At 39.8% G+C, this 23,154-nt stretch carries 23 protein-coding genes; 5 read left to right on the top strand and 18 right to left on the bottom strand.

Annotated elements, in window-relative coordinates:
* Nucleotides 1–64: 64 nt before the first annotated feature.
* The 10 genes from B7720_RS08170 to ylqF all read right to left on the bottom strand — a co-directional run bounded on the left by B7720_RS08170 (nucleotide 65) and on the right by ylqF (nucleotide 7,810).
* A complete protein-coding gene (locus B7720_RS08170; protein WP_001148764.1) occupies nucleotides 65–355 on the bottom strand; it encodes a hypothetical protein in 291 nt (96 codons plus the stop codon).
* Entirely contained in the window at nucleotides 336–728 is a 393-nt protein-coding gene (locus B7720_RS08165) for a coiled-coil domain-containing protein (RefSeq protein ID WP_000439965.1), read from the bottom strand. Before B7720_RS08165 ends, B7720_RS08170 begins: the two co-directional genes overlap by 20 nt.
* Complete coding sequence (locus tag B7720_RS08160) at nucleotides 710–1,963, bottom strand: hypothetical protein (protein ID WP_044020775.1); 1,254 nt, start codon at nucleotides 1,961–1,963, stop codon at nucleotides 710–712. The genes B7720_RS08165 and B7720_RS08160 overlap by 19 nt, the downstream gene beginning before the upstream one ends.
* A complete protein-coding gene (locus B7720_RS08155; RefSeq protein WP_044020776.1) occupies nucleotides 1,963–2,406 on the bottom strand; it encodes a hypothetical protein in 444 nt (147 codons plus the stop codon). The genes B7720_RS08160 and B7720_RS08155 overlap by 1 nt, the downstream gene beginning before the upstream one ends.
* A gap of 316 nt (nucleotides 2,407–2,722) precedes the next feature.
* A complete protein-coding gene (locus B7720_RS08150) occupies nucleotides 2,723–3,163 on the bottom strand; it encodes a hypothetical protein (RefSeq protein WP_420902934.1) in 441 nt (146 codons plus the stop codon).
* 94 nt (nucleotides 3,164–3,257) lie between these two features.
* Nucleotides 3,258–3,680: a hypothetical protein gene (locus tag B7720_RS08145; RefSeq protein ID WP_084857459.1), complete on the bottom strand. Its 423-nt coding sequence runs from the start codon at nucleotides 3,678–3,680 to the stop codon at nucleotides 3,258–3,260.
* Between the two features lie 150 nt (nucleotides 3,681–3,830).
* Entirely contained in the window at nucleotides 3,831–4,577 is a 747-nt protein-coding gene (locus B7720_RS08140; RefSeq protein WP_084857457.1) for a CPBP family intramembrane glutamic endopeptidase, read from the bottom strand.
* Nucleotides 4,578–4,629: 52 nt separating this feature from the next.
* Nucleotides 4,630–6,180: a ClC family H(+)/Cl(-) exchange transporter gene (locus tag B7720_RS08135; RefSeq protein ID WP_000392577.1), complete on the bottom strand. Its 1,551-nt coding sequence runs from the start codon at nucleotides 6,178–6,180 to the stop codon at nucleotides 4,630–4,632.
* Nucleotides 6,181–6,192: 12 nt separating this feature from the next.
* Nucleotides 6,193–6,972: a ribonuclease HII gene (locus B7720_RS08130; RefSeq protein WP_044020781.1), complete on the bottom strand. Its 780-nt coding sequence runs from the start codon at nucleotides 6,970–6,972 to the stop codon at nucleotides 6,193–6,195.
* On the bottom strand, nucleotides 6,959–7,810 hold the full coding sequence (ylqF, locus tag B7720_RS08125) for a ribosome biogenesis GTPase YlqF (RefSeq protein ID WP_000201310.1): 852 nt from the start codon (nucleotides 7,808–7,810) through the stop codon (nucleotides 6,959–6,961). Before ylqF ends, B7720_RS08130 begins: the two co-directional genes overlap by 14 nt.
* A 215-nt stretch (nucleotides 7,811–8,025) precedes the next feature.
* Here ylqF and mazE point away from each other — a divergent pair, with 215 nt between their 5' ends.
* Entirely contained in the window at nucleotides 8,026–8,241 is a 216-nt protein-coding gene (mazE, locus tag B7720_RS08120; RefSeq protein ID WP_001098942.1) for a type II toxin-antitoxin system PemI/MazE family antitoxin, read from the top strand.
* Nucleotides 8,225–8,581, top strand: a complete 357-nt coding sequence (locus tag B7720_RS08115; RefSeq protein ID WP_000560800.1) for a type II toxin-antitoxin system PemK/MazF family toxin — start codon at nucleotides 8,225–8,227, stop codon at nucleotides 8,579–8,581. Before mazE ends, B7720_RS08115 begins: the two co-directional genes overlap by 17 nt.
* 33 nt (nucleotides 8,582–8,614) lie before the next feature.
* On the opposite strand, the gene B7720_RS08110 is transcribed toward B7720_RS08115, so the two are convergent.
* The 5 genes from B7720_RS08110 to B7720_RS08085 form a co-directional block, all read right to left on the bottom strand.
* Nucleotides 8,615–9,793, bottom strand: coding sequence for a hypothetical protein (locus B7720_RS08110; RefSeq protein ID WP_000174748.1), 1,179 nt, complete (start codon nucleotides 9,791–9,793; stop codon nucleotides 8,615–8,617).
* A 168-nt stretch (nucleotides 9,794–9,961) separates the two neighbouring features.
* Complete coding sequence (addA, locus tag B7720_RS08100; protein WP_084857455.1) at nucleotides 9,962–13,615, bottom strand: helicase-exonuclease AddAB subunit AddA; 3,654 nt, start codon at nucleotides 13,613–13,615, stop codon at nucleotides 9,962–9,964.
* Nucleotides 13,612–16,887 carry an ATP-dependent nuclease subunit B gene (gene rexB, locus B7720_RS08095; RefSeq protein WP_084857454.1) on the bottom strand — a complete coding sequence of 1,092 codons (3,276 nt, stop codon included), beginning with the start codon at nucleotides 16,885–16,887 and terminating at the stop codon, nucleotides 13,612–13,614. Before rexB ends, addA begins: the two co-directional genes overlap by 4 nt.
* Before the next feature lie 106 nt (nucleotides 16,888–16,993).
* Nucleotides 16,994–17,413 carry an EVE domain-containing protein gene (locus B7720_RS08090; RefSeq protein ID WP_001138498.1) on the bottom strand — a complete coding sequence of 140 codons (420 nt, stop codon included), beginning with the start codon at nucleotides 17,411–17,413 and terminating at the stop codon, nucleotides 16,994–16,996.
* A complete protein-coding gene (locus B7720_RS08085) occupies nucleotides 17,406–17,867 on the bottom strand; it encodes a MarR family winged helix-turn-helix transcriptional regulator (protein ID WP_084857451.1) in 462 nt (153 codons plus the stop codon). Before B7720_RS08085 ends, B7720_RS08090 begins: the two co-directional genes overlap by 8 nt.
* A gap of 146 nt (nucleotides 17,868–18,013) precedes the next feature.
* Between B7720_RS08085 and B7720_RS08080 the strand changes: the two genes are divergently transcribed.
* From B7720_RS08080 to B7720_RS08070, 3 genes are all read left to right on the top strand, one after another.
* Nucleotides 18,014–18,823 carry a Cof-type HAD-IIB family hydrolase gene (locus B7720_RS08080; RefSeq protein ID WP_084857449.1) on the top strand — a complete coding sequence of 270 codons (810 nt, stop codon included), beginning with the start codon at nucleotides 18,014–18,016 and terminating at the stop codon, nucleotides 18,821–18,823.
* Nucleotides 18,824–18,965: 142 nt separating this feature from the next.
* Nucleotides 18,966–19,874, top strand: a complete 909-nt coding sequence (locus tag B7720_RS08075) for an ATP-binding cassette domain-containing protein (protein WP_084857447.1) — start codon at nucleotides 18,966–18,968, stop codon at nucleotides 19,872–19,874.
* A 10-nt stretch (nucleotides 19,875–19,884) separates the two neighbouring features.
* Nucleotides 19,885–20,640, top strand: a complete 756-nt coding sequence (locus tag B7720_RS08070) for an ABC transporter permease (RefSeq protein ID WP_000581968.1) — start codon at nucleotides 19,885–19,887, stop codon at nucleotides 20,638–20,640.
* A 38-nt stretch (nucleotides 20,641–20,678) separates the two neighbouring features.
* Here the strand turns inward: B7720_RS08070 and B7720_RS08065 are convergent, their stop codons facing one another.
* The 3 genes from B7720_RS08065 to B7720_RS08055 form a co-directional block, all read right to left on the bottom strand.
* A complete protein-coding gene (locus tag B7720_RS08065; protein ID WP_084857445.1) occupies nucleotides 20,679–21,557 on the bottom strand; it encodes a sensor histidine kinase in 879 nt (292 codons plus the stop codon).
* Nucleotides 21,554–22,255, bottom strand: a complete 702-nt coding sequence (locus tag B7720_RS08060; RefSeq protein WP_084857443.1) for a response regulator transcription factor — start codon at nucleotides 22,253–22,255, stop codon at nucleotides 21,554–21,556. Before B7720_RS08060 ends, B7720_RS08065 begins: the two co-directional genes overlap by 4 nt.
* 106 nt (nucleotides 22,256–22,361) lie before the next feature.
* A complete protein-coding gene (locus tag B7720_RS08055; protein ID WP_049489652.1) occupies nucleotides 22,362–23,099 on the bottom strand; it encodes a TraX family protein in 738 nt (245 codons plus the stop codon).
* Between the last annotated feature and the right edge of the window lie 55 nt (nucleotides 23,100–23,154).

The following is a 23,154-nucleotide window of genomic DNA, read 5'->3' as shown; positions in this document are numbered from 1 at the left end:
GGAAAGATGATATAAGAAACTTTTAAAATATCTAACTTTATCCCATTCACTCTGAACCATTTTATTAAATTTCATCATACTTGAGTAACATATTAGGAATCTTTTCTTCAAGACTCTTGCGAACTTTTCCTCGTATTGCAGTGTCCATTTGGCTGTTTATGCTTGTGATAGTTGATTTGGTTTCTGTAGCAATTTTCTTAGCTGTCTTACTAAAGTTTTCTTTTAATTTATTTTTTGCTGTTATTGCTATCTTTGCTTCCGCAATGATTCGGTTTCTTTCCATCATTCGATACATTTGTTTCAGTGCATATTGATATTCTTCATCTGTGTAGTATTCATTCATTGGTGCTTGCATAATCTCTCCTTAGTTTGTGAAATTCTTCCTCTAATTCATTTCTTTTTTTGCGAAACTCGTTATCGTTTTTTTCTCTCTCATTTTCGAGTTTAATTCTATGTTCTCGGTATACTTGTTCCGAAAAGTGTCTCAGATTTTCTATTTCTGTAAAGTAGTCTCTAACATCATCAGCAGTTGATGAAAATTTTCTCAAGACTTGATACATTTTATCAACTTCATCAGACATCAGTTTTTCTAAATTTGCATTTCGTTCGTTTAAATCGAGTGCTTTATCATCGAGTTCTTTCTTTTGTTGATAATATTGTTCTTCTAGATTAAACAGTTCTCTCTCTTTCTCTCTAATTTCCTCCCATTTCACATCTTTTCTTTCCATTGTCTGAACTCCTTGGCAAATTGTGTGTCTGTTGCTACTGTTTTTTCAATGACATTCTGTAATTGTTTGTCTAACTGTTCAAATGCTTGGGCGGAAGCATTCATCTTAGTAGCTGTTTGATTTGTCTCTGTCTGAAACGTATCGATAAACTGTGCTTGAGTAATACCTTGACTAGCAAAAATGGCATCAACCTCATAGGGAGCTAATGCTGTGTAGCTTGTAAAATCGATTTTTGACCAAATTTCTTGTAATTCTTGATTGGCTTTTTTGGCTAAGGCGCTCACTTCATCAGCTCCAGTTCTTGCTGCTGTAGCCATAGATGATGATAGGATAGAACCTTGAGCTGCATCTAAGTATATTTCCTCAGAACTACTAATACCACCTGATGACCATTTTGATTTCAAGTCCTTGTAATGAGCCATTCCTCGGAGACTGTTGGCATAGGCTCGATAAACGCCACTGATTAAGGGTTTCCCTCCTTTGCCATCTACAAGTTGACCAGTTGCAGGATCAAACTCCCAGTCACCAATTTTATGACTCGAACCATCAAGCCAGTGAATCGTACTAGGCATAGAGTCAGTTATACCAGAATACCATTCAGGGTGATTGAAATCATTCCAACGTACTACGTCATCATGTTTTCTACGGTAATCAATAAACATAGCTGGATTATTTTCAATAAATGCTTTTTCTTCCAGTGTGAGCGCACCGTATTTAAACCAAGCATTAAATGTAGTTGTAGGTATGTGGTATTTAGCTCCCACCTTCAGCATGTAAGATCCTTGTGAATAGCCAGATAGTTGGCTAACTTCATATCTGGGATCATCCATAATTTCTTTAACAAATTGATCTGCAACCTTATATTGTGGTGATAAATACATTTTTTTTGCAATTATCGCACTATTGACATCACGTGAAACAAACATACTTTTATTCACAGGACTATCAGGGTCCGTTCCAGCAGCAATCACAGCTACATTTTTATAATCTGGTTTGCCGTTAACAATAGGTGCAACTGCCAGCCCATCAAAACCTGTTTCAATGTCAGACTTAGTGGCAACAACACGGAATTCTTGACCATCGGAGGTGGTTATAGTGTTGGTTTCATTTTCATTTTTTGGAATAGCTGTCACAAATTTCTTTTTATTTCTATCTGAAAATTCTTTATTAACACTATAAACAGCAAAATCTTGATTTAAATTATTCAATTGATTATCAGTATAATTAAATGTCATTATTGTTCTCCTGTTTCACCATTTGAATATTGCACTAATACAGTAGATTCTGTTTTACCAATGTGTTTTTTTAGTTTTAACCATTGTTGATTAATTTCTTCATCAGTATTTCCTTTCATAAGGCCATCGTGGTTTTCTTTATAAGTTAATCTGTGATTAATTCCATAAGTTATCATTTGATTATCACTGAACTTTATTTCAATATCACAAGACCATGATCCTGGTTTCTCACTATAATAAGGTTCCGTAATCTTAATCTCCTCAATCCCTTGGTAAGAATTTTTTAAAGCATTCACCAAACTAACTTCATACTCTCTATTCCGACGTTCCTCTTGAGACTTCCCTAACATGCTAAACATAAATATACCTCCTGCTGTGATAATTGCGAGTGACAAAACGATTAGTAATCTTTTGTGATTTTTTTTAGTGCTGGAATTGTTCATTTAAGCTTTTCTCCTTTTCTCTATTCTACTATAATTTAAAGATAAATAACAGTAGAATAGAGAAAATCAAGCCAATTGTCACAGATACTGCATCAAATTCCGATACTGGGTCAGACTTATTCGCAACGACACGGAATTCTTGACCATCGGAGGTGGTTATAGTGTTGATTTCACCTTTTTTAACTCGTTATCTGATTTAGCAGAACAATATTTGTTCGGTTTTCTTTACGCTGTGCGAACTCAGTATTAACACTGTAAACATTCGGACCTTGATTCAATTCATTAAGTTGTTTGTCTGTATACACGTATTTATTCATCATAGCTCCCCTTCTGAACCATTCGAATATTTAACTTTAACTTTTGACTTAGTACAACCTCGCCTAGAATTTAAAAAATGTTGAAATTCTTCATCATCCTTATTATATACTCCAATCCTAATTTTATTCGAGTTTATATCAAAAGCTAAAACATGTTCTTTAGATGTTCCATCAAAAAATTTTAGTTTCACATCCGCCCCCCAAGCGTCTGAAGGAATTGATCTGTACGATGGATTCGTAATCGTTACCTCCTCAATCCCTTCATATGAATTCTTTAAGGCATTTACCAAACTAACTTCATACTCTCTATTTCGACGTTCTTCTTGGGATTTTCCTAACATACTAAATATAAAAACACCTCCTGTTGTGACAGTTGCGAGTAGTAAAACTATGAATAATGGTTTATAGCTTTTTCTTAATCTGTTTTTACTCATTATCATTTCCTCTTTTTCTCAGCATATTCAGCATTGACACTGTATACATTCTTCCCATGGATTAATTCATTAAGTTGTTTTTCTGTATAATTAAATACCATTACTGTTCCCCTCTTTCTTTGTTAGAGTATGTAACCGTAACTGTATTAGTTGTTATTCCTTTTCTTCGGTTAAGAAAATCTCGCTGTCCATAAGTCATACGACCGTTATAATTTTCTATCTCATCTAGGTTATGTGGAATTCCATAGAATATTTTTTCCCCATCTTCAAACAAAATATCAACCTTACAAGACCAGTCACCAGGAGAGTTCGTATATGTTGGATTGGAAATTTTGATTTCTTCTATCCCTTCATATGAATTCTTTAAGGCATTTACCAAACTAACTTCATACTCTCTATTTCGACGCTCTTCTTGGGATTTCCCAAACATAGAAAACATAAAAATAGCTCCTGCTGTGGTGGTTGCGAGTAACAAAATGATTAGTATTCTTGTATGACTTTTTTTAATTCCAGAATTATTCATTTATGCTTTTCTCCTTTTTCTTATTATACAATATTCTAATCATTCTTTACAAAGTAGGGGGTAAAAATCATACTATATACTGAAAAATAGATTTCTAATTCTTAAAAAACCAAATCTTTTTTGATTTGGTTTTGAAGATTTATATTAATTTTATTTATACCGATTATACTCATCTTTTTTATGTATTACCATATAGCAGGATACCAATATGACGAAAATTTTGATTAGGTAGGTTTCGTATCGATTAGTATCTATGGTTAGCTGAGACAAGACATTAATGATCGAATGTGTCATAACGCAAATCCAGAGATTCTTTGTTTTGATATAAAGAGCTGAGAGTATGAAAGAATTCGTCAGCAATCCAAATAAAAACGGTAGAGTTTGCAGTGTTACTAGGGAACCATCTATGTAAAAGAACAACAGATGCCAAAGCGCCCAGCTGAAAAAGGTTAAGATTGTTGAGTAAAAATATGGCAACTTTTCTTGTAAAATTGGTTGAAAAACATATCGCCATCCAATCTCTTCTATACCACCAAAGACAATAAATTTGAAGAACATCAAAAATGGGAGATACCAGCTAAATTCTACTATTTGCCCACCAAACATTAGAAAAGAAAAATCAAGGACAATAAGGAAAAAAGATAATAAATAATGTTTGTAACTGGTATGAATGTTAAAAAAATCGTTAACAATCTTCTTAAAAGGAATATGAAAATAGTGATTTGCAACAATTATTCCCCAAAGAGCTGATGAAATGCCACCTAGAAAGATTCCTAAAATAGATAATAGATTGGACTGAACAGAAAAATGATTCAAGAGAAAGAAAAGGAGACAAGCTGATATTATTTGGCTAAAAGTGCCCAGCAAAAATACCGCAATTGCCTTATTTCTTTTCATGGAGAATCCTTTCAATAACATTTTACGTAAAATAAATTATGTAAACCAAAGCTTACAACAACAAATCTTTGACTTTTCCAATTTCACTTTTTGGAATCACCAGGTGAATCATATCACCCAGATACATTCTAGTTGAGCCGTTAACGGTTTGGCTTTTGCCATTATGGACTTGGGTGGTGATGAGTACGTTATGTGGCAAGTTTAGTTCGTGAACTTGTTTTCCAGCAATCTTATCTGATACAGGGATTTCAATGAGGGTGACTTCTCCTTCATCTGTCGCTTCTTCTGGCAGCATTTTTTCGAGCATGGCCTCATAGACTGGAGCACCCTTGAGCAGATCCATAACAATGTAGGCGACTAAGGTCACTAAGCCAAGTGGCATGAGGTTTCGAATGTCCCCTACCATCTCAGTAACAAGTATCATAGCGGTTAAGGGAGCCTTGGAAATTGCCCCAAAGTAGCCACTCATTCCCAGAATGACAAATATAGGGAATTGTTCCTGACTGACAAGCCCAAGATTGACACAAATGACACCAACTAGGGCACCAAGTAAGGAACCGAGCGCCAAAATGGGTAGGAAAATTCCTCCTGGGAGGCCACTTCCATAGCTAATCATGCTCCAAACAAAGCGAATCAAAAAGTAAGCTAATAGAACTTGAAAACTAAAATTTTGCTCAGTCAAGGAAAGAACGACCTGATTTCCACCACCGAGAATTTGTGGCAAGAAAATCCCGACTGGTATGATAAGGATAAAGGCTAGGATTGGATAATAAGCTCTATCTAAATGGATTTTTTGACCAACCCAATCATAAACTCGACCAACATTGAGTACAGCTTTCTCATAGAGAAAACCAGAAAGCCCGAGAAAAACTCCCATAAGGAGGTATATCCAATACTGGTCTAGGGTCATGAGAGGAATGTCGTCTGGCATATCCAGTACGGGTGTTAAGCCAAATATGAGCAGAGAAACAAAGTTTGCTACGAGACTAGCTGCTAGAGTTGATACCCAGAAAAATCGTGAAAAATGGTGATAGACTTCCTCTACAACAAAGAGGAGACCTGCAATTGGTGCATTAAAGGCAGCTGCTAAACCTGCAGCTGCTCCACTGGCAATCAGGGAACGTTCCTCTACTGGGCTAGATTTGAGCCACTTGGCAATACCTTTACCACCAACTGCTCCAAGTTGAATACTTGGCCCTTCCCGACCTAACATAAGGCCACTGGCAATAGCAAGAATACCTAATACATATTTCTTCCAGAGGACACTCCACCAGTTGAGACTCATCAGTCCCTTTAGTTCAGCTTCAACTTGAGGAATTCCTGAACCCTTGATATCTTTTTCTGACCGAGTTAGTTTCGCGCTAAGCCAGCAAACTATTACATAAAATAGGCCAATGATAAAAAGATTGCGCACTAAGTGCGCTTGATCTTGATAGAGTCCTTGTATCAGGTGGAAGCCCTTTTCGATTAAGAAACGAAAAGATCCGACGATTAGCCCGACGACGAGACCAACAATGATTCCCCGTCCAACTTGGGATAATATGGTGCTTGAGGCAAAGGCAAATTCTTTCTTGGAACTGAGTGTTTCTGACTGTTCCTCCATAATCATTTCCTCTTACTTGTCTTTCTTAGTTGAAACCAGTGTTTTGACTGGTTCAAAACTGGTTCGGTGAATTGGGGTGACACCTAGTTTTTCTAGTCCTTTTAGGTGTTTAGCTGTTCCATAACCTGCATTAGCTGTAAAATCATATCCAGGATATTGCTGATCATATTCCTTCATCAATTCATCCCGTGTCACCTTGGCTACTATAGATGCAGCTGCGATTGAGAGAGAGTTGGCATCTCCTTTGATGATTGCTGTTTGGGGAATCGACAACTCCAGTTTCATGGCGTCTATCAAGAGGTGCTCAGGTTTCGGACTGACCTGGGAAATTGCTTCCTTCATGGCCAGCTTGGTTGCTTCATAGATATTGACTTGGTCGATGACCTGATTATCCATGATACCAATACCGATTGCCAAGGCTTGATCTTGAACAGCATGATAAATTTCCAAATGTTTCTTTTTGGGGATCTTCTTGCTATCGTTGAGGCCTCTAATCTTACAATTTTTCGGCAAGATAACGGCTGCAGCGACTACAGGTCCAGCAAGAGGACCACGGCCAACCTCGTCAACACCTGCAATTAGAGTCAATCCTTGCTTATAAAGTTCTTTTTCATAAGAAAGCATAGTTTCCAGGCGAAGGTCTTCATCCAGTTCAGCCTGAATGGCTTTTTTACGTTTGCTGATTTCCTTTTGAACCCCAGAACGAGGATCCTTTTCCAGTTCAAGAAAAAGGGGATTGTCTAATTCTTTGACAGTGGCAAGAAGTTCTTTGATTTCTTTAATCGTCGTCATCGATGTCGTCCAATGTATCTAAGGTGTAGTTACCGAGCTTTCCATCACGGACTTCCTTGACGAAGAGGCTGTAAAAGCGGTCGTAATCATCTCGGAAACCGAGAGCACGGGTCATATCCATGATGATAACAGGTGCTTCTTCTTCTATCTTCATTTGTTTGAAGCGTTCAGCTAGCTTTTCTGGATAATGTTTTTTGAAATAATTGAGACCAAAAATGGTCACTTCATCCATTGGGAGTAGTTGATCTTTAATTGCTCCAGTCAAGGCTAGTTTCAAAGCAACGGTTTCGTCTTCGAACTTAGGCCAGAGAATCCCTGGTGTGTCTAAAATTTCAAGGTCTTTGTTGGTTTTGAGCCACTGTTGCCCCTTAGTAACACCTGGTTTATTGCCGACAACTGCAATCTTTTTCCCAGCCAAACGGTTCATGAGAGTTGACTTACCAGCATTTGGAATTCCGATAATCATGGTCCGCAAGGTTTCGATCTTGATACCTCGTTCTTTCTGGCGTGCAATCTTATCAGCCATGAGCTTTTTAGCGGCATCCGTCACAACTTTTACAGTCACTTGCTCTTTGGAGTTGATAGCCAGAGTTTGGATTCCCTGTGATTCAAAATACTGACGCCATTCTTTGGTCATTGCTGGGTCTGCTAGGTCAGCCTTGTTCAAAATCAAGAGTTTAGGTTTATCACCCACAATCTTGGTTAACATAGGATTTTGACTAGATAAAGGTAGCCGAGCATCCACCAAAATCGTCACAAAATCAACAAATTTTAAATTCTCCTGAACTTGCCGCCGAGCCTTAGACATGTGGCCCGGAAACCATTGAATAGTAGCCATAATATTTTCCCCTTCCGACTAAAAAAAACGTAGTAAAAACGTTTTCTTTCTTACTACCTATTCTATCATAAATGAGGAACTTTTGCACAGGCTTTGACCACAATAAACGACAAATAGTATTGGTCCGAAACATCCTTGATGCCAGTCACGATTTACTTGACTTTTTTTGCTAACAGGTATATACTTAGTGTATACTAATTCGTGGAGGTAGAGCGATGAATACAGTAAAGACTCGGAAGGTAGGGAATTCTCTCACTGTGACTATTCCTAAAAATTTGGGGATGACAGAAGGTCAAGAAATGGTTGTCTACAAAGGGATTGACGGAGTCATTGTCTTAGCTCCAAAACTGAAAGATCCTTTTGATGGGATTACTGATTTGAGAATGACAAATGATTTTGAAGGGGTAAGGTCACTTGATAGCGAAATCTGACTATATTCCTGAAAAGCAGGATATCATTTGGCTGGACTTTGATCCATCAGTCGGTCGAGAAATCCAGAAACGGCGACCTGCCTTGGTCGTTTCTAGGAGAGAATATGCCTTGCAAACTGGTTTTGTGGCTGTCTGTCCTATCACTCACGGCCAACGTCGTTTGGCAGAAAAAGGCTTGCTCGTTCCTGTCTCGTCGGACAAGGTAGATGGCGCTGTCAATCCATTTCAACTGTATACCTTTGATTTTCGGATGCGTAATGCTCAAAAAATAACAAGAATGGACACGCAGTGTTTTCAGAAAGTCGTCCAACTTTACCAGTACATATTTGGTGATACTTAAATCCTACCATGCATAGACAAGGTAGGATTTTTTCTATATGAGTAACCTATCTAAAAACGGATGAAGACAATTGAGGAGAATCCCTCTAGTCCAACTTTCTTGTGCAGATGATAGATGTTCTGCCTGAAGGCATTCTTTTAGAAAATCGCGGACTTGTTCTGGTGCAATTTCAAACTCAAAGGCTTTCATCTTGTAGAAAAAATCGATGAGATGCTCAGATAAGTATTCATCTGAAAAGAGTACTTCTCCACTTTTTCGATATTCTAATAGAAGCCGAGAAAATCTAGCTTTTTCATCAGGCAAATCCCGAAAATAGGAATTAAGAAGCCAAGTCTGCTTCTGCTTTCGTTCAATAGGATCTTGATTTGCAATTCGCTGATCCTTTTCCAACTCCTTTTGGTTTTGTTTAACCTTGATAGCCCGTTCGTCTCTATTTTTTCCAAAGAGGATTTTTTCCCATTTTCGTTCTTCTTGGGTCAAGGTTTCTGTAAAGCCAAAGTAATCTTGATAGGCTCGTTCTGCAGGTCCCATGGCAAGAATGAGGTTGTCAGCGTATTGCTTGGCGATTTTATCTCTTTTCTTGCGTTCTTTCTCTGCTTGAATCCGTAGATGCTGCTCGTAGTCGATTTTCTCCTTGCCTAGTTTGACAAGGTAGAGTTGTTCATCGGTCTTACCAAGTAGAAAAGGTTTGATACACTTTTCCAGCACTTCTTCCATACGAGCCTTCTTCTTTGGCTCTGCCTTGGTCCAACTTCCGCCTTGAAAGACCTCTAGGAAGAGCTGATAGTCTCTCTCAGGCGCAAAATGATTGCCACGATTGGCTTTGAAAACACCTTTTTCCCAAAACCATTTTAAAAGTCGTTCGTCAAAGTCGCTTTTATTGACCTTGATTTTTTCCTTTTTCTGAGCCTTTCTGGTTAGGTTTTCAAGTTTTCTGAGAAGCTTGTCTTCCTCTTCCAGTTGCTGATCGAGGATAATACGATGAAAATGACGGACGCAGTCACTACCGATTGGAAAGAGGCGTTGGCCTGTGACACCATTAAAGAGTTCGTAGGCGTATTTTATGGCATTCCCGCAAACACAATTACTACGGCCAATGCCATTAAAAATCAAGGAAACTTCATTCCATTCCTTGGTAGCTTGATCCCAAGTATCAGCTTTTGAAGCCTGTAAAACTGCATCATGAAGGGATTTTCTAACTGGAAGTGTCATGAGGTCTCCTTTCTAATACTCAATGAAAATCAAAGAGCAAACTAGGAAGCTAGCCGCAGGTTGCTCAAAGCACTGCTTTGAGGTTGTAGATAAGACTGACGAAGTCAGTCACCTATATACGGCAAGGTGAAGCTGACGTGGTTTGAAGAGATTTTCGAAGAGTATAAATTATACTTTTACAACTTGAACCTCATCTTTACCGAGCAAAATCAAGTATTTTTCTATGTTTTCAATCGAATAGGCTCTAGATAAAGCCTCTCCGTATAAGGCTAACTGACCACGATAGCGGTCTATGAGTTGACTTGGTTCATCGTAACGGTCTGTTTTGTAGTCGAAAAGAACGATGCGATCCTCATAAAGCAGATAGCCATCCAAGATTCCACGGACAACGAAATCTTCCTTACTCTTTTGATCTTTTTTGAGCATGGAGAAAGGTTGCTCGCGGTAAAGATGGCTGGTATTAGCGAGAATTTCCTGACCAAGTGCTGTATCAAAGAAGGCAAGAATTTTAGAAAGATTGATCTTGTCTCTAACAGCTGGACTAGTCTGAACTTGTTTGAGAGTTTCTGTCAGGCTAGCAAGTGTTGGTTGCTGAATGAGGTCAATTCTTTGCATGAGTTCGTGAGTAGCACTACCAATCTCAGCTCCTGTTACCTTTTCTTTAGTTGAAAAATCTGGTAAATCAAAACTGATTTGCTTTTCCGGTGATGGAGTTTGGTTAGCAATTTCTACCCCTTCCATATCCATAACGGGTTCGTAGAATTTCTTGATTTGGCTTGGGGTTTGAACGCTAGGAAGCTCAATGGCTGCACGGTGAAGAGTATTATAAACTTCCACCTCTTTCAGCACTTCCAAAGCTTCTTTGATGGTTTCTGACTGGCGGTTGTCTGCTTGAGAGCTATCTTGTAGAGGACTCTTGTTTTCCAATTGACCAATAGCTTCTCTGGTCAGCTGGTCTTCACCAATAAAACGATAGCTAAAGTTGAGATCTTCCTTGGCAAATACTTTGCTGATAGCCCAGATCCAATCTTGGAAATTTCTTGCTTGCAGTCTGGTATTGCTATCTAATTTTCCGCTCTCAGCTGATGGATATTCCTTTGCTTCTAGCTTTTCACGAGAACCCTTGCCGACAAGATAGAGCTTTTTCTCAGCTCTCGTCATGGCAACATACAGCAGACGCATCTGCTCTGAATAGCTAGCCAGTTGCAGTTCTTTCTCATTCTGCGTATAAGTTAAGCTAGGAATAGAGAGTTTAATGGTTTTAGGATAGTGTGCTTCCACTGCTCCTGTTTCCACCTTGGCAATGTATTTGACACCAAGCCCATTTTGACGACTGAGAATGACGTCTGACGTCGAGTCTTGTTTGTTGAAGTCCTGATCCATGTTGAGGATAAAGACATAAGGAAACTCTAGTCCTTTACTCTTGTGAATGGTCATAAGTTCTACAGCATCTTTTGGCGGTGCGACGGCTACGCTTGCGAGATCGTGCTGGGCTTCTAGGACTTGGTCAATCATACGGATAAAACGCGACAAGCCCTTGAAATTGCTCTTTTCAAACTGGTCAGCTCGTAGAGCTAGGGCATAGAGATTAGCCTGTCTAGCAGGTCCGTTCGGCAAAGCCCCAACATAGTCATAATAAAAACGGTCGTTGTAAATCTTCCAAATCAAGTCATAGAGAGAGTGAGTTTTGGCATACAGGCGCCAAGAATCCAAGATATCCATGAATTGATTTAATTTTTCCGCTAGAGCTGTATGAATTAACTCTTTCTGCCTAGCTGCTTGTTTTTGAGCATTGATCAGTTTCTCAAAAAGATTCTCTTGGACTTTATCTTCTGCTTTCTGGAGGGATAAACGTGCCAACTCGTCCTCATCAAAACCAAACATAGGAGACTTCATAAGGGCTACCAAGGCATAGTCTTGCAGGGGATTGTGAATGACGCGCAGGGTGTCCAGCATGACTTGTACTTCTAGGGATTGGAGGTAGTTGTTTTGCTCACCGTCGGTTTTAACTGGAATTCCGTACTCAGACAGAGCTAGGAGGATCTGGTCATTTCGACTGCGACTGGAAGTCAAAAGGGCTATTTCTTTAAAGGCTACACCTTTCTCTTGATGGAGCTTCAAGATTTCCTTGATGACCAGACGCATTTCTCCAGTGAGTTTCGTTTCTGCTTGGCTCTCTTCCTCCTCTTGCCCACTATCGTCCTTGTCGTATAAGAGAAACTCTGCCTTGTTCTCAGGATTAGGAGTCAGTTTGGTATTGGCAAAAACAAGCTGGTGCATGCTATCGTAGTTGATTTCTCCGACTTCTTGGTCCATAAGGCGTGCAAAAACATCATTGGTTGCTGACAGAACTTCTGAACTACTACGGAAATTTTCCTTGAGGAGAATCAACTTGCCTTCTTGGGGATTTTGCGCATAGCGTTGGAATTTTTCATTGAAGATCTGAGGATCTGCCTGACGGAACCGGTAGATGGACTGCTTGATATCTCCCACCATAAAGCGATTGTGACCATTCGACAGCAATTCCAACATTCTCTCTTGAATGTGGTTGGTATCCTGATACTCATCGACCATGACTTCGTGAAATCTCTCTTGATAAGTCTCGCGAACTTGTGGGAAATTCTCTAAAATCTCAATGGTGTAATGACTGATATCAGCGAATTCAAAGGCATTTTCTTGGCGTTTACGTTCGCGATAAGCCTCCACAAAATCACTCATAAATGTTTGGAAGGTTTTAGCTAGCTCCCAAGTATCTTCATGATAACGTTCTTGATAGTCGAGAATGGTTATCTGGTCCGCCAGTTGTCCTAGTTTAGCAAACTGGACCTTTCTCTCATCGTTATAGGCATCAGCCAGTGGTTTCAAATCGGCCTTACGACTAGAATTAGCCAGAGCTCGACCATTTTTCTCCTTAGAGATGACGACAATACGCGCAAGAACTGCTTGATAAGCCTGGCTATCGGACTCTTGATTTAAGGAACTAATTTCATCCAGAACCTGTTGCATAGCTTCTAAATAGGCAGCTTTGGGAAACTCCTTGGCATCATTATCCAGATGATAACGGAAAAAGCTTTCCAAATTCCAAAGCGCTTGCTTGATTTGCTCGGTCAGTTTGTCTTTTTCATTTGCAAAGTCAGCTTCCTCAAACCCTTTGAGAAAAGACTCGTTCAACCATTTTTGTGGACTGCTGGTGGATTGGAGGAAATCATAGATTTTGTAGACTTGTTGGCGCAGACCACGTTCATCCTTGCCTCGTCCAGCAAAGTTCTTGACCAAGCGACTAAAGTTCTCTTTATTTTCATCTTGGTAATGGGCTTCAAAAACCTGATGAAAAACTTCGTTCTTTAAGAGTAACTGTTCACTTTCATTTTGTAGAATACGGAAGTTCGGTGCGATATCAATCAGATAACCATGCTTGCCAAGGAATTTTTGTGTGAAGGAGTCCATGGTTCCGATGGCAGCGTTTGGCAGGTCTGCCAACTGACGTCCCAAGTGTTGTTTGAGATCAACATCATCGGTTTCTTGGATTTGTTGGCTGATTTTTTTCTCCAAACGTCCTTTTAGTTCAGTGGCAGCCTTGACGGTAAAGGTCGAGATAAAGAGTTGAGAAATTTCGACACCACGCGCTAACTGATCCAGAATGCGCTCTGCCATGACAAAGGTTTTCCCTGAACCAGCAGACGCTGAGACCAGAATATTTTGCCCTGAGGTATAAATGGCTTCGATTTGCTCGGCAGTTTTCTTCTGTTCCTTGCTCGAACTCGCTTCTGCTTCTTGCAGTTTTTGAATTTCTTCCTCAGTTAAAAAGGAAATAGGCTTCATCGATTCAACTCCTCTCTCATTTTTTCAAACCAAGCTTGCTTGAGTTTTTCTCCGACCAGTCGTTTGCCATCAGCTAGCTCTAACTTCTCTAGAAAACGAGCTTGACCTAGATGGTAGTTTGCTTCAAATCCTGTAATTGCCTGATGTTGCTGGACGTATGGAGCAATACTTCTTCCGTTCTCTGTGTATGGATTGATGGCGAACTGACCTTCTAAAATCTTTTCAGCTGCTTTCTTGTAAAGATGAGCATTGTAGTCCAGTAGGAGCTGAAACTCCTCGTCTGTCAGCTGGTTAGCCTTGTTTTTGTTATAAAATTCGCCCAAGTGACTGCTTTCTTTTTCTAAAAAGAGTCCCTGGTATTTCATTGATTTGCTAGCCTCTACTACTGCTCCATCCAAACTCTTAACGGTCAACAGAGATTGGACAGGTTCAGCCATTTCCAAGTACATGGCGCCGAAAAAGTTCTGCTCCCCTTCTCCCTTAAGAGCAGCAAGATAGGTTGGCAGTTGGGAATTGAGGCCATTAAAGAAATTCGGAAACTGGAACTGAGTCAGACTAGACTTGTAGTCTACCACTCCCAGTGCTCCATCAGCTTTCAAACGGTCGATTCGGTCAACCTTGCCTCGCACATGGACACTGCGACCATTATCCAATTGAATAAAGGCTTGATCTTTACCACCAAATGTTGCTTCCTCTTGGATGGTTTCAATGGCTGGATTATGACGAAGAATGTGGCCCGTAGTTCGCGCGACATCAAGTAGAACTTCCTTGGTAAACTGGGCTTCCAAACTTTCCTGATAAATAGCTTCAAATTCGCGTTCTTGGCTGGTTTCCTTGATAGCTTGCTCCAGTCGTTGGTCAAACGGATTTTCAGCAGGCAGTTTCAAGGCACGTTCAAAAATACGATGCAAAAAATTTCCGTGACTGCGAGCATCCGGACGAAGGAGCAATTCTTCCTGCAAACCTAAGACATAACGGAGGAAATAACTGTATTCATTGCGGTAAAACTCCGTCAAACCAGACGTAGACAGGTAAAACTCCTTGTCAGCTGGATAGAGAGCCTTCAAGGTCTCTTTCTCTAATGGTTTGCTGCTTGGGCTAGTTGGGAGTGCAGGATTTGTAAGACCTTTTTGATCAAGTTTTTTCCCCATCACACGCGCTAGAACCTTGACAAAGGTCACATCTTCTTCATTTTCACTAGAACCCGCCTGCTGATGATAGGAAACGAGACTAGACAAGAGACTGTGATATGAACCCATATCATCCTTAGACAGACTTTTTTGATGAATCTTCTTCTCTAACCGGCTAAATCCAAAACCCACCAGTTCCTGAAGATAGGCTGATTCCTTGCTCTCATTTTCATTGAGGAGACTTGGAGCTGACAAAATCAACTGCTTACGAGCAGCATTGACTAAAGAAAGCATGGTATAGCGATTTTTCTTGAGGTTTTCACTACTTGCAATCAGTAATTGCGCTCCCTCCTCAGTTGCTTGGTTTAGACTTTGTCTTTCTTCGTCTGTCAAAAGACTGGTGTTTTGCGCAATTTTTGGCAAATGATCCTGAGTCAGCCCAATGGCATAGACAAAGTCAGCGGTCATAGGTGCAATCAAATCGTAACTCTGCACCAGAACAGTGTCTACTGTCGCTGGAATGGTGCGATACTGGGACAAACTCATCCCAGAATGAAGCAAGGATAGGAAATCCTCCAGACTAACTTGTGAACCAGCAAAAACGGTCGCAAATTGTTCTAAAACATGGCAGAAGGCTTTCCAAACTTCGGCTTGTCTTTCCTGTTCTAGAGTTTCCATAGTAGCTGTCAATTCTTGCATCTGCTTGCTTAAAGCAGCATTTTTTAGAAAAGTATTCCACTTTTTCAAGAGATTTTCAGTCTTTTGCTTCCGACTGGCAAATAAGGTTTCAAGTGGCGCCAAAACGCGCAGACGAAGGGCATTCAAGCGTTCCAAATCAAATTTTCCGTGGTGAGATTTTGTGAAGGTCTGCTGAAAAGCTGGCAAGCCATTGATGCCAAGATAGCGGAGATATTGCTCGAAAGCATCAATATCCGCTTGACTAAGGTCGGTATATAAACCTGTTCTAAGAAGATTAATCAAATCTTCCTGACGGAAACGGTAACGTTTCAAACGCAAAATAGATTCGACATACTGAGTCAAAGGGTGGTGAGCCATGGATTCACTTCTACCAAGATAGAAAGGAATCTGGTACTGGTCAAAAATGGTTTTCAGTGATAACTGGTAAGAAGACACATCCCCCAGCAGAATACGGAAATTCTTGTAACTCAGATCTGGATTGTCATGTAATTTCTGACGAATAGCGCGAGCTACCAGCTCCAACTCCTCTTTTTGCATCAAACAAGACCAGATTTGCAGGTTTTCACGGTCCTTCTCATCAACATCTAAAGCGAGTTCTGAAAAGTCATAAGAAGACTCCAGCAAACGAGAGGCCTTGTCAAAACAATCCATCTTCTCATGTATCTGAGAACGATCCTGAGCAGGCGTTTGGTATTTTGCCCCCAAATGATGAAGAAATTCCACACTGGCTTGGTAGAGATTCCCTTCAGAGAACGGACTGGTATAGGCTTTCTTGCTTGCATAGGCCCCAATAACAATCTCGGCACCTTTTCGATGAAGTAGATCCACTACACGCTCTTCCTCGGCAGAAAAACGAGTAAATCCATCAATAACCAAGGCAATCTGACTGAAATCACTACTTACCTTGCCATTCTCAATAGCCTCAATCAAATGGGACAACTGACTTCCCTGAGCCAACTGACCTTGATTGAGATAGGCTGTTACTTTCTCAAAAATCAAGAGTAAATCTGCTCTCTTGTCCTCATCCGTCAAACTTTCTAAGTCCAAAAAGCTCATCTGAGCAGTCGTCATCTCATGATAAAGTTCAATCAACTGCTGGATAAATTGAGGATCCTGCTTAATCGCACCATAAACACGTAAGTCCTTGGAATCGAGTTCCGCAAGACACTTATAAAAAGCCATCCCAAGCCCGATATCATCCAGACTGGTATTAGCTGGTAAATCATTCAAGATTAGGTAACGAGCCATTTGAGTGAAACGCGTGACGGTAATCGCAAAAGAAGCCTGCTGGGACAAGCATTCCAGCACGGCGCGTTCTTTTTCAAATGAAAGAGAGTTGGGGGCGATGTAGAAGACCCGCTTGCCAGCAGCAACTAGCTCTTCTGCCTCTCTGGTTAAAATATCTGTCAAAGAAGTCCGAATATCAGTATAAAGTAATTTCATCTCTGCCTCGTTTGGTTTATCAAAGTTTCTTACTCTATTATAGCAAAGTTCGCTTCACAGTCCAAATCCAAAATTTTAGTTGACAATCATTTAACTAGGAAATCAATCATACTCCATCATCCACTTTCATATGCTGAAAAATATAGAGGAAAAAGTCTTTGGAAACTTCAAAATGCCCATAACGAAGTCGAGAAGTATAGTCTTTCCATTCAGGATGTTGTCTGGCTATTTCTATGAAGCAATCTTTGACTGGTTGATAATACTCGACATTTCGTCTAAAGGGAAAGAATCCTTCAAACTGCTCTACTTGATAGGCTTTGTCATCTGTAATTTTACCTACGGCCACAAAAGCCTGTAACTTATCTTGACCATTCATATCGTATTTTGGGCTATAATATAAAAGATAGTCTCCTTTTTTCATACGGTTTAAGGGGCCGCCCTTTCCATGACAGACCTGACAAAAATTCCCTTCAACTCCTCTTAAAACATGGTTCTTCGAAACAACTCCGACCCAATATCTAGGCATTTTTATCCTCCAACTCTACTAACAAACGATTAAAAACTTCTCTATCGTTAGATAGTTTTTTAAAAAATTCTTCATCAACACCTTCTACTAAAGGTAAAGCTTGATTGACCTTCTCCGCGCCAGACTTCGTCACTGAAACCAGTTTTGCCCGACTATCCTTTGGGTGTTGATCACGTTTAATGTAGTCTTTCTTCTCCAGTAGTCTAACAATCTGGGAAACCGTCATGACATCCATACCAGTGAACCGAGCAATATCAACTTGCGTTACATATTCCTCTCTATTAGACAGAAACAAGAGCGAGGTTAAAACGATAAATTGGGGCAAAGTGAGGCCATCCGATTTCAAGACTCTTTTTAAGTTGCTTTCCCACTTGTTGTAGACTTTGATGAACAGAAGACCTGTGGACTCTGTTTCATCATTTTTGTAAATTGAATTAAAGTGATACTTTGACATTTTTTCTCCTTTAATATTAAGTATACATATTATATAAGATTTTATTTTCTTTTTCAAGAAAAGGAAAGTCAAATGTTACTATTCTGTCAGACATTTCATAGTCTATATGCTATAATAAAAGCAAAACACCTAGAAAAGGAAGTCTTATGATTAAACTACTAGCCTTGGATATGGACGGAACCCTCCTTAACGAAGCCAAGGAAATCCCACAAGCCCACATCACTGCCATTCACCAAGCCATTGAAAAAGGTGTCAAACTGGTTCTCTGTACAGGTCGCCCGCTTTTCGGTGTCCTTCCTTACTATAAAAAACTGGGACTGGACCTTCAGAATGAGTATGTCATCGTCAATAACGGTTGTTCAACCCATCAGACCAGTGACTGGAGTCTAGTTGACTGGCAAGAACTCAGTCCAGCCGACATTGAATACCTTTATGATCTAGCAGAAAAAAGCGACGTCCAGTTGACCCTTTTTGATGAGGAACATTATTTTGTACTCGGTGGCAAGCCTAATCAAATCGTTCAAAATGATGCCAAGCTAGTCTTTTCAGACCTGACTGAAATTTCTCTTGAAGAAGCGACTAGTGGCAAGTATCGTATGTTCCAAGGCATGTTTTTGGGCAACGAAGAACAAACAGACGATTTTGAGCAGCGGTTTGCTGAGGAGCTCTGCCAACGATTTAGCGGCGTTCGTTCGCAGCCTGTCATTTATGAAGCCATGCCACTTGGAACAACAAAGGCTACTGCTCTTTCTCGACTAGCAGCGATTTTGAAGATCGAGCCCTCAGAAATTATGGCCATGGGCGATGCCAATAACGATATCGAAATGCTTCAGTTTGCAGGACTTGGCATTGCAATGGGAAATGCCAGCGACCATGTCAAATCCTTAGCCAATGACGTTACAGCCAGCAATGAAGAAGAAGGCGTTGCACGTGCCATTGAGAAGTATATCTTATAGTAAAAAAGCCCAGTTCAATGTCAACTGGGTTTTGTTTTTTTAAGAATCACAAAACTTTAGAAACTCTTTAGAATTACTTGAGCTTTCTTTGATTTCTATACCTTATACTAAAGTTAGAAAAATAAATCAAAAGGAGAAAATCATGAAAACAGTACTCGAAATTCATGGACTGACCAAACAATTCGGCCAACAAGCTATTCTTCAAGATCTTAGTCTAACCATAAAAGAGGGAGATATTTATGGTCTAATTGGAAAAAATGGAGCTGGTAAAACCACCTTGATAAAAATCATCACACAACTACTGTTTGCGGATAAAGGAACTATTTCCCTCTTTTCTAGCCAAGAACAAAATGAGTGGACCAAGGCTCTATCTCGAGTGGGTTCTGTTATCGAATCACCTGTAGCCCATAATCACTTAACAGCTTATCAAAATCTGAAATATTATTGTATGATTCGTCATATCCCAAATGCTGATAAGGTGATTCATGAGACCTTGGACTATGTTGGCTTGTCAGATACAGGGAAAAAAGTCTTTCGTGATTTCTCACTAGGAATGAAACAAAGACTTGGCATTGCCATTGCCCTCCTATCAAAACCTGATTTCCTAATTCTTGATGAACCCATTAACGGTCTCGACCCAATTGGAATCAAAGAATTTCGTCTCATGATCCAGCGGCTCAATCAAGAAAAAGGAATAACTATCCTCATCTCTAGCCATATCTTGTCAGAGCTCTATCTCCTAGCTAATCGCTTTGGTATTCTGGATCAAGGTAAGATTATCCGTGAAATCAGTAAAGCTGAGTTTGAAACACTGAGTGAGGATTATATTGTGCTTAAAACAAGCGACAAAGAAAGAGCTTGTCAGGTATTGAAAGAACAAATCCAACTCCAGTTTAAGGTTGTCAATCCTGACAATGAAATCCATATCTTTGGTAATGAACAAGATGTCAAACAGATTCTCAAGCAACTAACTTTGGCCGATGTTGCTATTGATGAGATATACTTTGCCCGTCAAAACCTAGAAGAATACTTTACGCAATTGGTAGAATAGGAGAAAAATCATGATACATACCATTCAAGCAGATTTTTACCGTCTTTTCCGCTCCAAAGGATTCTGGATTACAGAATTCATTCTCTTTGTACTTATGTTACTGGGTGCTACTATCGGAGCTACAGGACATCTAATGTCAGTAAATACTACACCTGAAACAGAATTTCCGACCAAAGGTTGGGACGGCGTTCAAGCTCTTATCAACGCGTCTAGCAATGGTTCAAACCTCGTTTTTCTCTGCATCGTCCTGGCATGCCTCGTTCTTGGAGTTGATTTAATCGGCAAGCTTTATAAAAATAGTTTGACTGTCGGCGTTTCTCGTACAGAGTTTTTCCTTGCTAAATCCTTTGTTCTAGCAAGTATCGCTCTCTTGCAGCTCATCGCCAGCCTTGTGATTGCCTTTATTCCAGCAACTATCTTAAATGGATTTGGGACCATGCCTGATGGATTTATTGGCAATCTATTGATAACCATTTCCCTTCAATTCCTTTGTCTCCTTGCTTGGCTTTCCATCGTTTCCTTCATTCTCTATGTTAGTCACTCTTATCTAGCGGTATTTATTGGTTATTTGGTCAGCTCTATCTTACTTTCTATTCCAATTCTTGTTTTCCCAGACATTGAAATTCTACGATATTTAATTCTAGATTTTGCCTATGCTATGACTACTAATAGTCAAGCTATTCTCTATACCATCACGGTTTGCGTAACGGTCATACTTTTCTTCTCTTTCAGTGGACTGATTATTTTCAAGAAGAAAAGCTTATAAAAAGGACCTCCTCTAGGATATAGAGGAGGTTTCTTCTGTTAAAGATAGATAAAGACCGAAAACCATTCTCCATCAGTGGCTAGCTTCATTTCCGCTCCAAGAAGATGAACCAATTCCTCAGTAATATAGAGACCTAAACCAGAGGATTCTTCGGTATCTGACATATTTTCAGAATAAAAACGATTGCTGAGATTGTCTATATTCTTGATAGGTTTTTTGACTAGGTTATCAATTTCCAAAACAAGCCTATTGTCTTCCTTTTTCAAAGAAAGCCGAGCCTTCTCCTTACCGTGCTTGAGAACATTTCCAAGAAGGTTTTGTATAATTCGATCAAGCAAGTCCTCATCAGTCGCCGTTTTCAATCCTGGTTCAACATTAAAATCAAGAACAATCTGTGAAGATTGAAAAACGTCGTAATAAGCTAAAGTCTTTTTCGTTATAAAAGTTGATAAATCAAGTTCTTCCAGTTTCGGTTTGACTGCTCCTTCCATCAAATGACGGTATTCTAGGAGGGCCTCCAAACGTTTGGAAACCAGTTCCTGATGATGGGCTATTTTATTTAAGGTTTCTGAACTATTATCGGGGTGTTTTATTAGTTGCTGAGTATATCCTGAAGCGATTGTCAAAGGTGTCCGAATATCATGAGCAATGTTACTGATTGCCATATCTAAGGTGCGTTTTTCACGCTTCATGATTAGTTGGTTTTGCTCCACTTCCTGAAATAGATTCTCAATTTGCTTATGTAGACGCAAAATGGTCTTTGAAAAGAAATTTACCCCGATCCTCTTCATGCTACCAGAGCGAATCTTCTCTTCGATTTGTCTGCTTAAATCTCTAATTGCTATATGATAGCGAATCAAAGAAATCGCCAAAATGATGTTAATGAGGAGCAATATTGATATCAAAATATACATCATTGCTTGTCTCCTTTTAATCGAACACCAACCCCCCAAATGGTTTCGATGTATTCGTTATTTGGATCCAGTTGATGTAGTTTCTTACGGAGATTGCTTAGATGGGTGTTGAGCGTATTGTCTCCAGGCAGGTAACTTTCTTCCCAAATCAATTCATAGAGTTCTTCCTTGGTGAAGATCTTTTTAGGGTACTGGAGCAACATTTGAAGAATCTGACACTCCTTCTTTGCAAGGCGAATGGTTTCAGTTGCGTTGCTTATTTCAAAACTATCCGCATCGAACTGGATATTTTTAAAGTTTTGTACGAGGTTATCAATTTCTCTTCGATCTCCTGACTGATGTTCACCACTTTGGCGTAATTGCACGGTGACTCTGGCAAAGACTTCGTCCAAATCAAAAGGTTTTACTACATAATCATTGGCACCATCTAAGAGATATTGGCTGATGAGCTTTTTATCACCTAAAGCAGTAAGCATGATGACCGGAGTCTGACTAATTTGTCGAATAGCTTGCAAGACTTGGTCGCCATTTTTCCCAGGGAGCATGATGTCTAGCAAGACGAGATCGATGCCACCTTTGTCAAATTGCATGATACCTTCTGTCCCAGAAAATGCTTGAATCACCTCGTGTTCCTCTGCAAGAAGGGTTCTTAAGATTTCCTGGATTTCATTATTATCTTCAACTACAAGTATGTTCGCCATAAACCTCGTCCTTTCTAAAACTATTATAACATGTTTTGTTGGGAATTCCAGATACAGAAAAGCTCCTCTCACATTTTAAGCAAGAAGGAGCTAATGAATATTGAATCTACTTAAGCAAATAAGCAATCAAAGTTATGATCCATAGATGAGCCGGGTAGAAAATATAAAAGAAATATTTACTCCAACTGGTTTCTTGTCCTCGCTGTCCATTATAAAGTGCAATAAAAGGAAATACGGTGATAAAGAGCCAGTCAGAATTGTAAAGCATCATTTCTAGTGTTTGGTGCCAAGTGTCGTAAATTTGGATGGAAGTCACTAACAAGAAGGCCCACAGAAAGGCATATAGGAGATTTCGCAATCCCTTGCGATTTCGACAAGAGTAACTAATCAAGAGAAATGGCAACATGGTGATGCCACCCTCAGTAAAAAGACAACCGAAAATCAAGAGACCAGCAACTCCAATCCGACGCCACAACTTTTCTTTTTGATCCATCTCTTTTCGAGGAAAACCAAGCCAAAGCATGGTGACACCGATGGCCAAAGTCAAGAAAATATTATTAGTGACCATTACTCCTTTGGATACAAATAGGGCGTTGAGAAGGCTATTTCCAGCAAACATGATAAGCGCCCAAGACCAGAGGCGGATGAGGTAGTTTTTCAAATTTCGAGTATGGATGAATCCTTCCATAGCCATATAGGCAAACCAAACTCCCACACAACGGGTCAAGGCGTGAAAGATACCTTCCCACAAAGGAGAAACGATTCCGGTAATATGCGGAATATGGTCTAGAACCATTACTGCCGCCATCAGATACTTCAACTGTGTCGCATTCCATTTTTTCATAATAAACCTCTTTCTTTTTGATCTACATAGAGTATAGCATACATTTCCGCGTATA

This window comes from Streptococcus oralis subsp. oralis, from assembly GCF_002096455.1.
In the GTDB taxonomy this organism is placed as follows: Bacteria; Bacillota; Bacilli; order Lactobacillales; family Streptococcaceae; genus Streptococcus; species Streptococcus oralis_CY.
This window is presented reverse-complemented; position numbering and strand designations above follow the sequence as displayed.

Excerpts from the sequence above, each read along its gene's own strand:
- B7720_RS08170 (WP_001148764.1), bottom strand. The coding sequence starts at position 355 with ATGCAAGCACCAATGAATGAATACTACACAGATGAAGAATATCAATAT.
- B7720_RS08165 (WP_000439965.1), bottom strand. The coding sequence starts at position 728 with ATGGAAAGAAAAGATGTGAAATGGGAGGAAATTAGAGAGAAAGAGAGA.
- B7720_RS08160 (WP_044020775.1), bottom strand. The coding sequence starts at position 1,963 with ATGACATTTAATTATACTGATAATCAATTGAATAATTTAAATCAAGAT.
- B7720_RS08155 (WP_044020776.1), bottom strand. The coding sequence starts at position 2,406 with ATGAACAATTCCAGCACTAAAAAAAATCACAAAAGATTACTAATCGTT.
- B7720_RS08150 (WP_420902934.1), bottom strand. The coding sequence starts at position 3,163 with ATGATAATGAGTAAAAACAGATTAAGAAAAAGCTATAAACCATTATTC.
- B7720_RS08145 (WP_084857459.1), bottom strand. The coding sequence starts at position 3,680 with ATGAATAATTCTGGAATTAAAAAAAGTCATACAAGAATACTAATCATT.
- B7720_RS08140 (WP_084857457.1), bottom strand. The coding sequence starts at position 4,577 with ATGAAAAGAAATAAGGCAATTGCGGTATTTTTGCTGGGCACTTTTAGC.
- B7720_RS08135 (WP_000392577.1), bottom strand. The coding sequence starts at position 6,180 with ATGGAGGAACAGTCAGAAACACTCAGTTCCAAGAAAGAATTTGCCTTT.
- B7720_RS08130 (WP_044020781.1), bottom strand. The coding sequence starts at position 6,972 with ATGACGACGATTAAAGAAATCAAAGAACTTCTTGCCACTGTCAAAGAA.
- ylqF (WP_000201310.1), bottom strand. The coding sequence starts at position 7,810 with ATGGCTACTATTCAATGGTTTCCGGGCCACATGTCTAAGGCTCGGCGG.
- mazE (WP_001098942.1), top strand. The coding sequence starts at position 8,026 with ATGAATACAGTAAAGACTCGGAAGGTAGGGAATTCTCTCACTGTGACT.
- B7720_RS08110 (WP_000174748.1), bottom strand. The coding sequence starts at position 9,793 with ATGACACTTCCAGTTAGAAAATCCCTTCATGATGCAGTTTTACAGGCT.
- addA (WP_084857455.1), bottom strand. The coding sequence starts at position 13,615 with ATGAAGCCTATTTCCTTTTTAACTGAGGAAGAAATTCAAAAACTGCAA.
- rexB (WP_084857454.1), bottom strand. The coding sequence starts at position 16,887 with ATGAAATTACTTTATACTGATATTCGGACTTCTTTGACAGATATTTTA.
- B7720_RS08090 (WP_001138498.1), bottom strand. The coding sequence starts at position 17,413 with ATGCCTAGATATTGGGTCGGAGTTGTTTCGAAGAACCATGTTTTAAGA.
- B7720_RS08085 (WP_084857451.1), bottom strand. The coding sequence starts at position 17,867 with ATGTCAAAGTATCACTTTAATTCAATTTACAAAAATGATGAAACAGAG.
- B7720_RS08080 (WP_084857449.1), top strand. The coding sequence starts at position 18,014 with ATGATTAAACTACTAGCCTTGGATATGGACGGAACCCTCCTTAACGAA.
- B7720_RS08075 (WP_084857447.1), top strand. The coding sequence starts at position 18,966 with ATGAAAACAGTACTCGAAATTCATGGACTGACCAAACAATTCGGCCAA.
- B7720_RS08070 (WP_000581968.1), top strand. The coding sequence starts at position 19,885 with ATGATACATACCATTCAAGCAGATTTTTACCGTCTTTTCCGCTCCAAA.
- B7720_RS08065 (WP_084857445.1), bottom strand. The coding sequence starts at position 21,557 with ATGATGTATATTTTGATATCAATATTGCTCCTCATTAACATCATTTTG.
- B7720_RS08060 (WP_084857443.1), bottom strand. The coding sequence starts at position 22,255 with ATGGCGAACATACTTGTAGTTGAAGATAATAATGAAATCCAGGAAATC.
- B7720_RS08055 (WP_049489652.1), bottom strand. The coding sequence starts at position 23,099 with ATGAAAAAATGGAATGCGACACAGTTGAAGTATCTGATGGCGGCAGTA.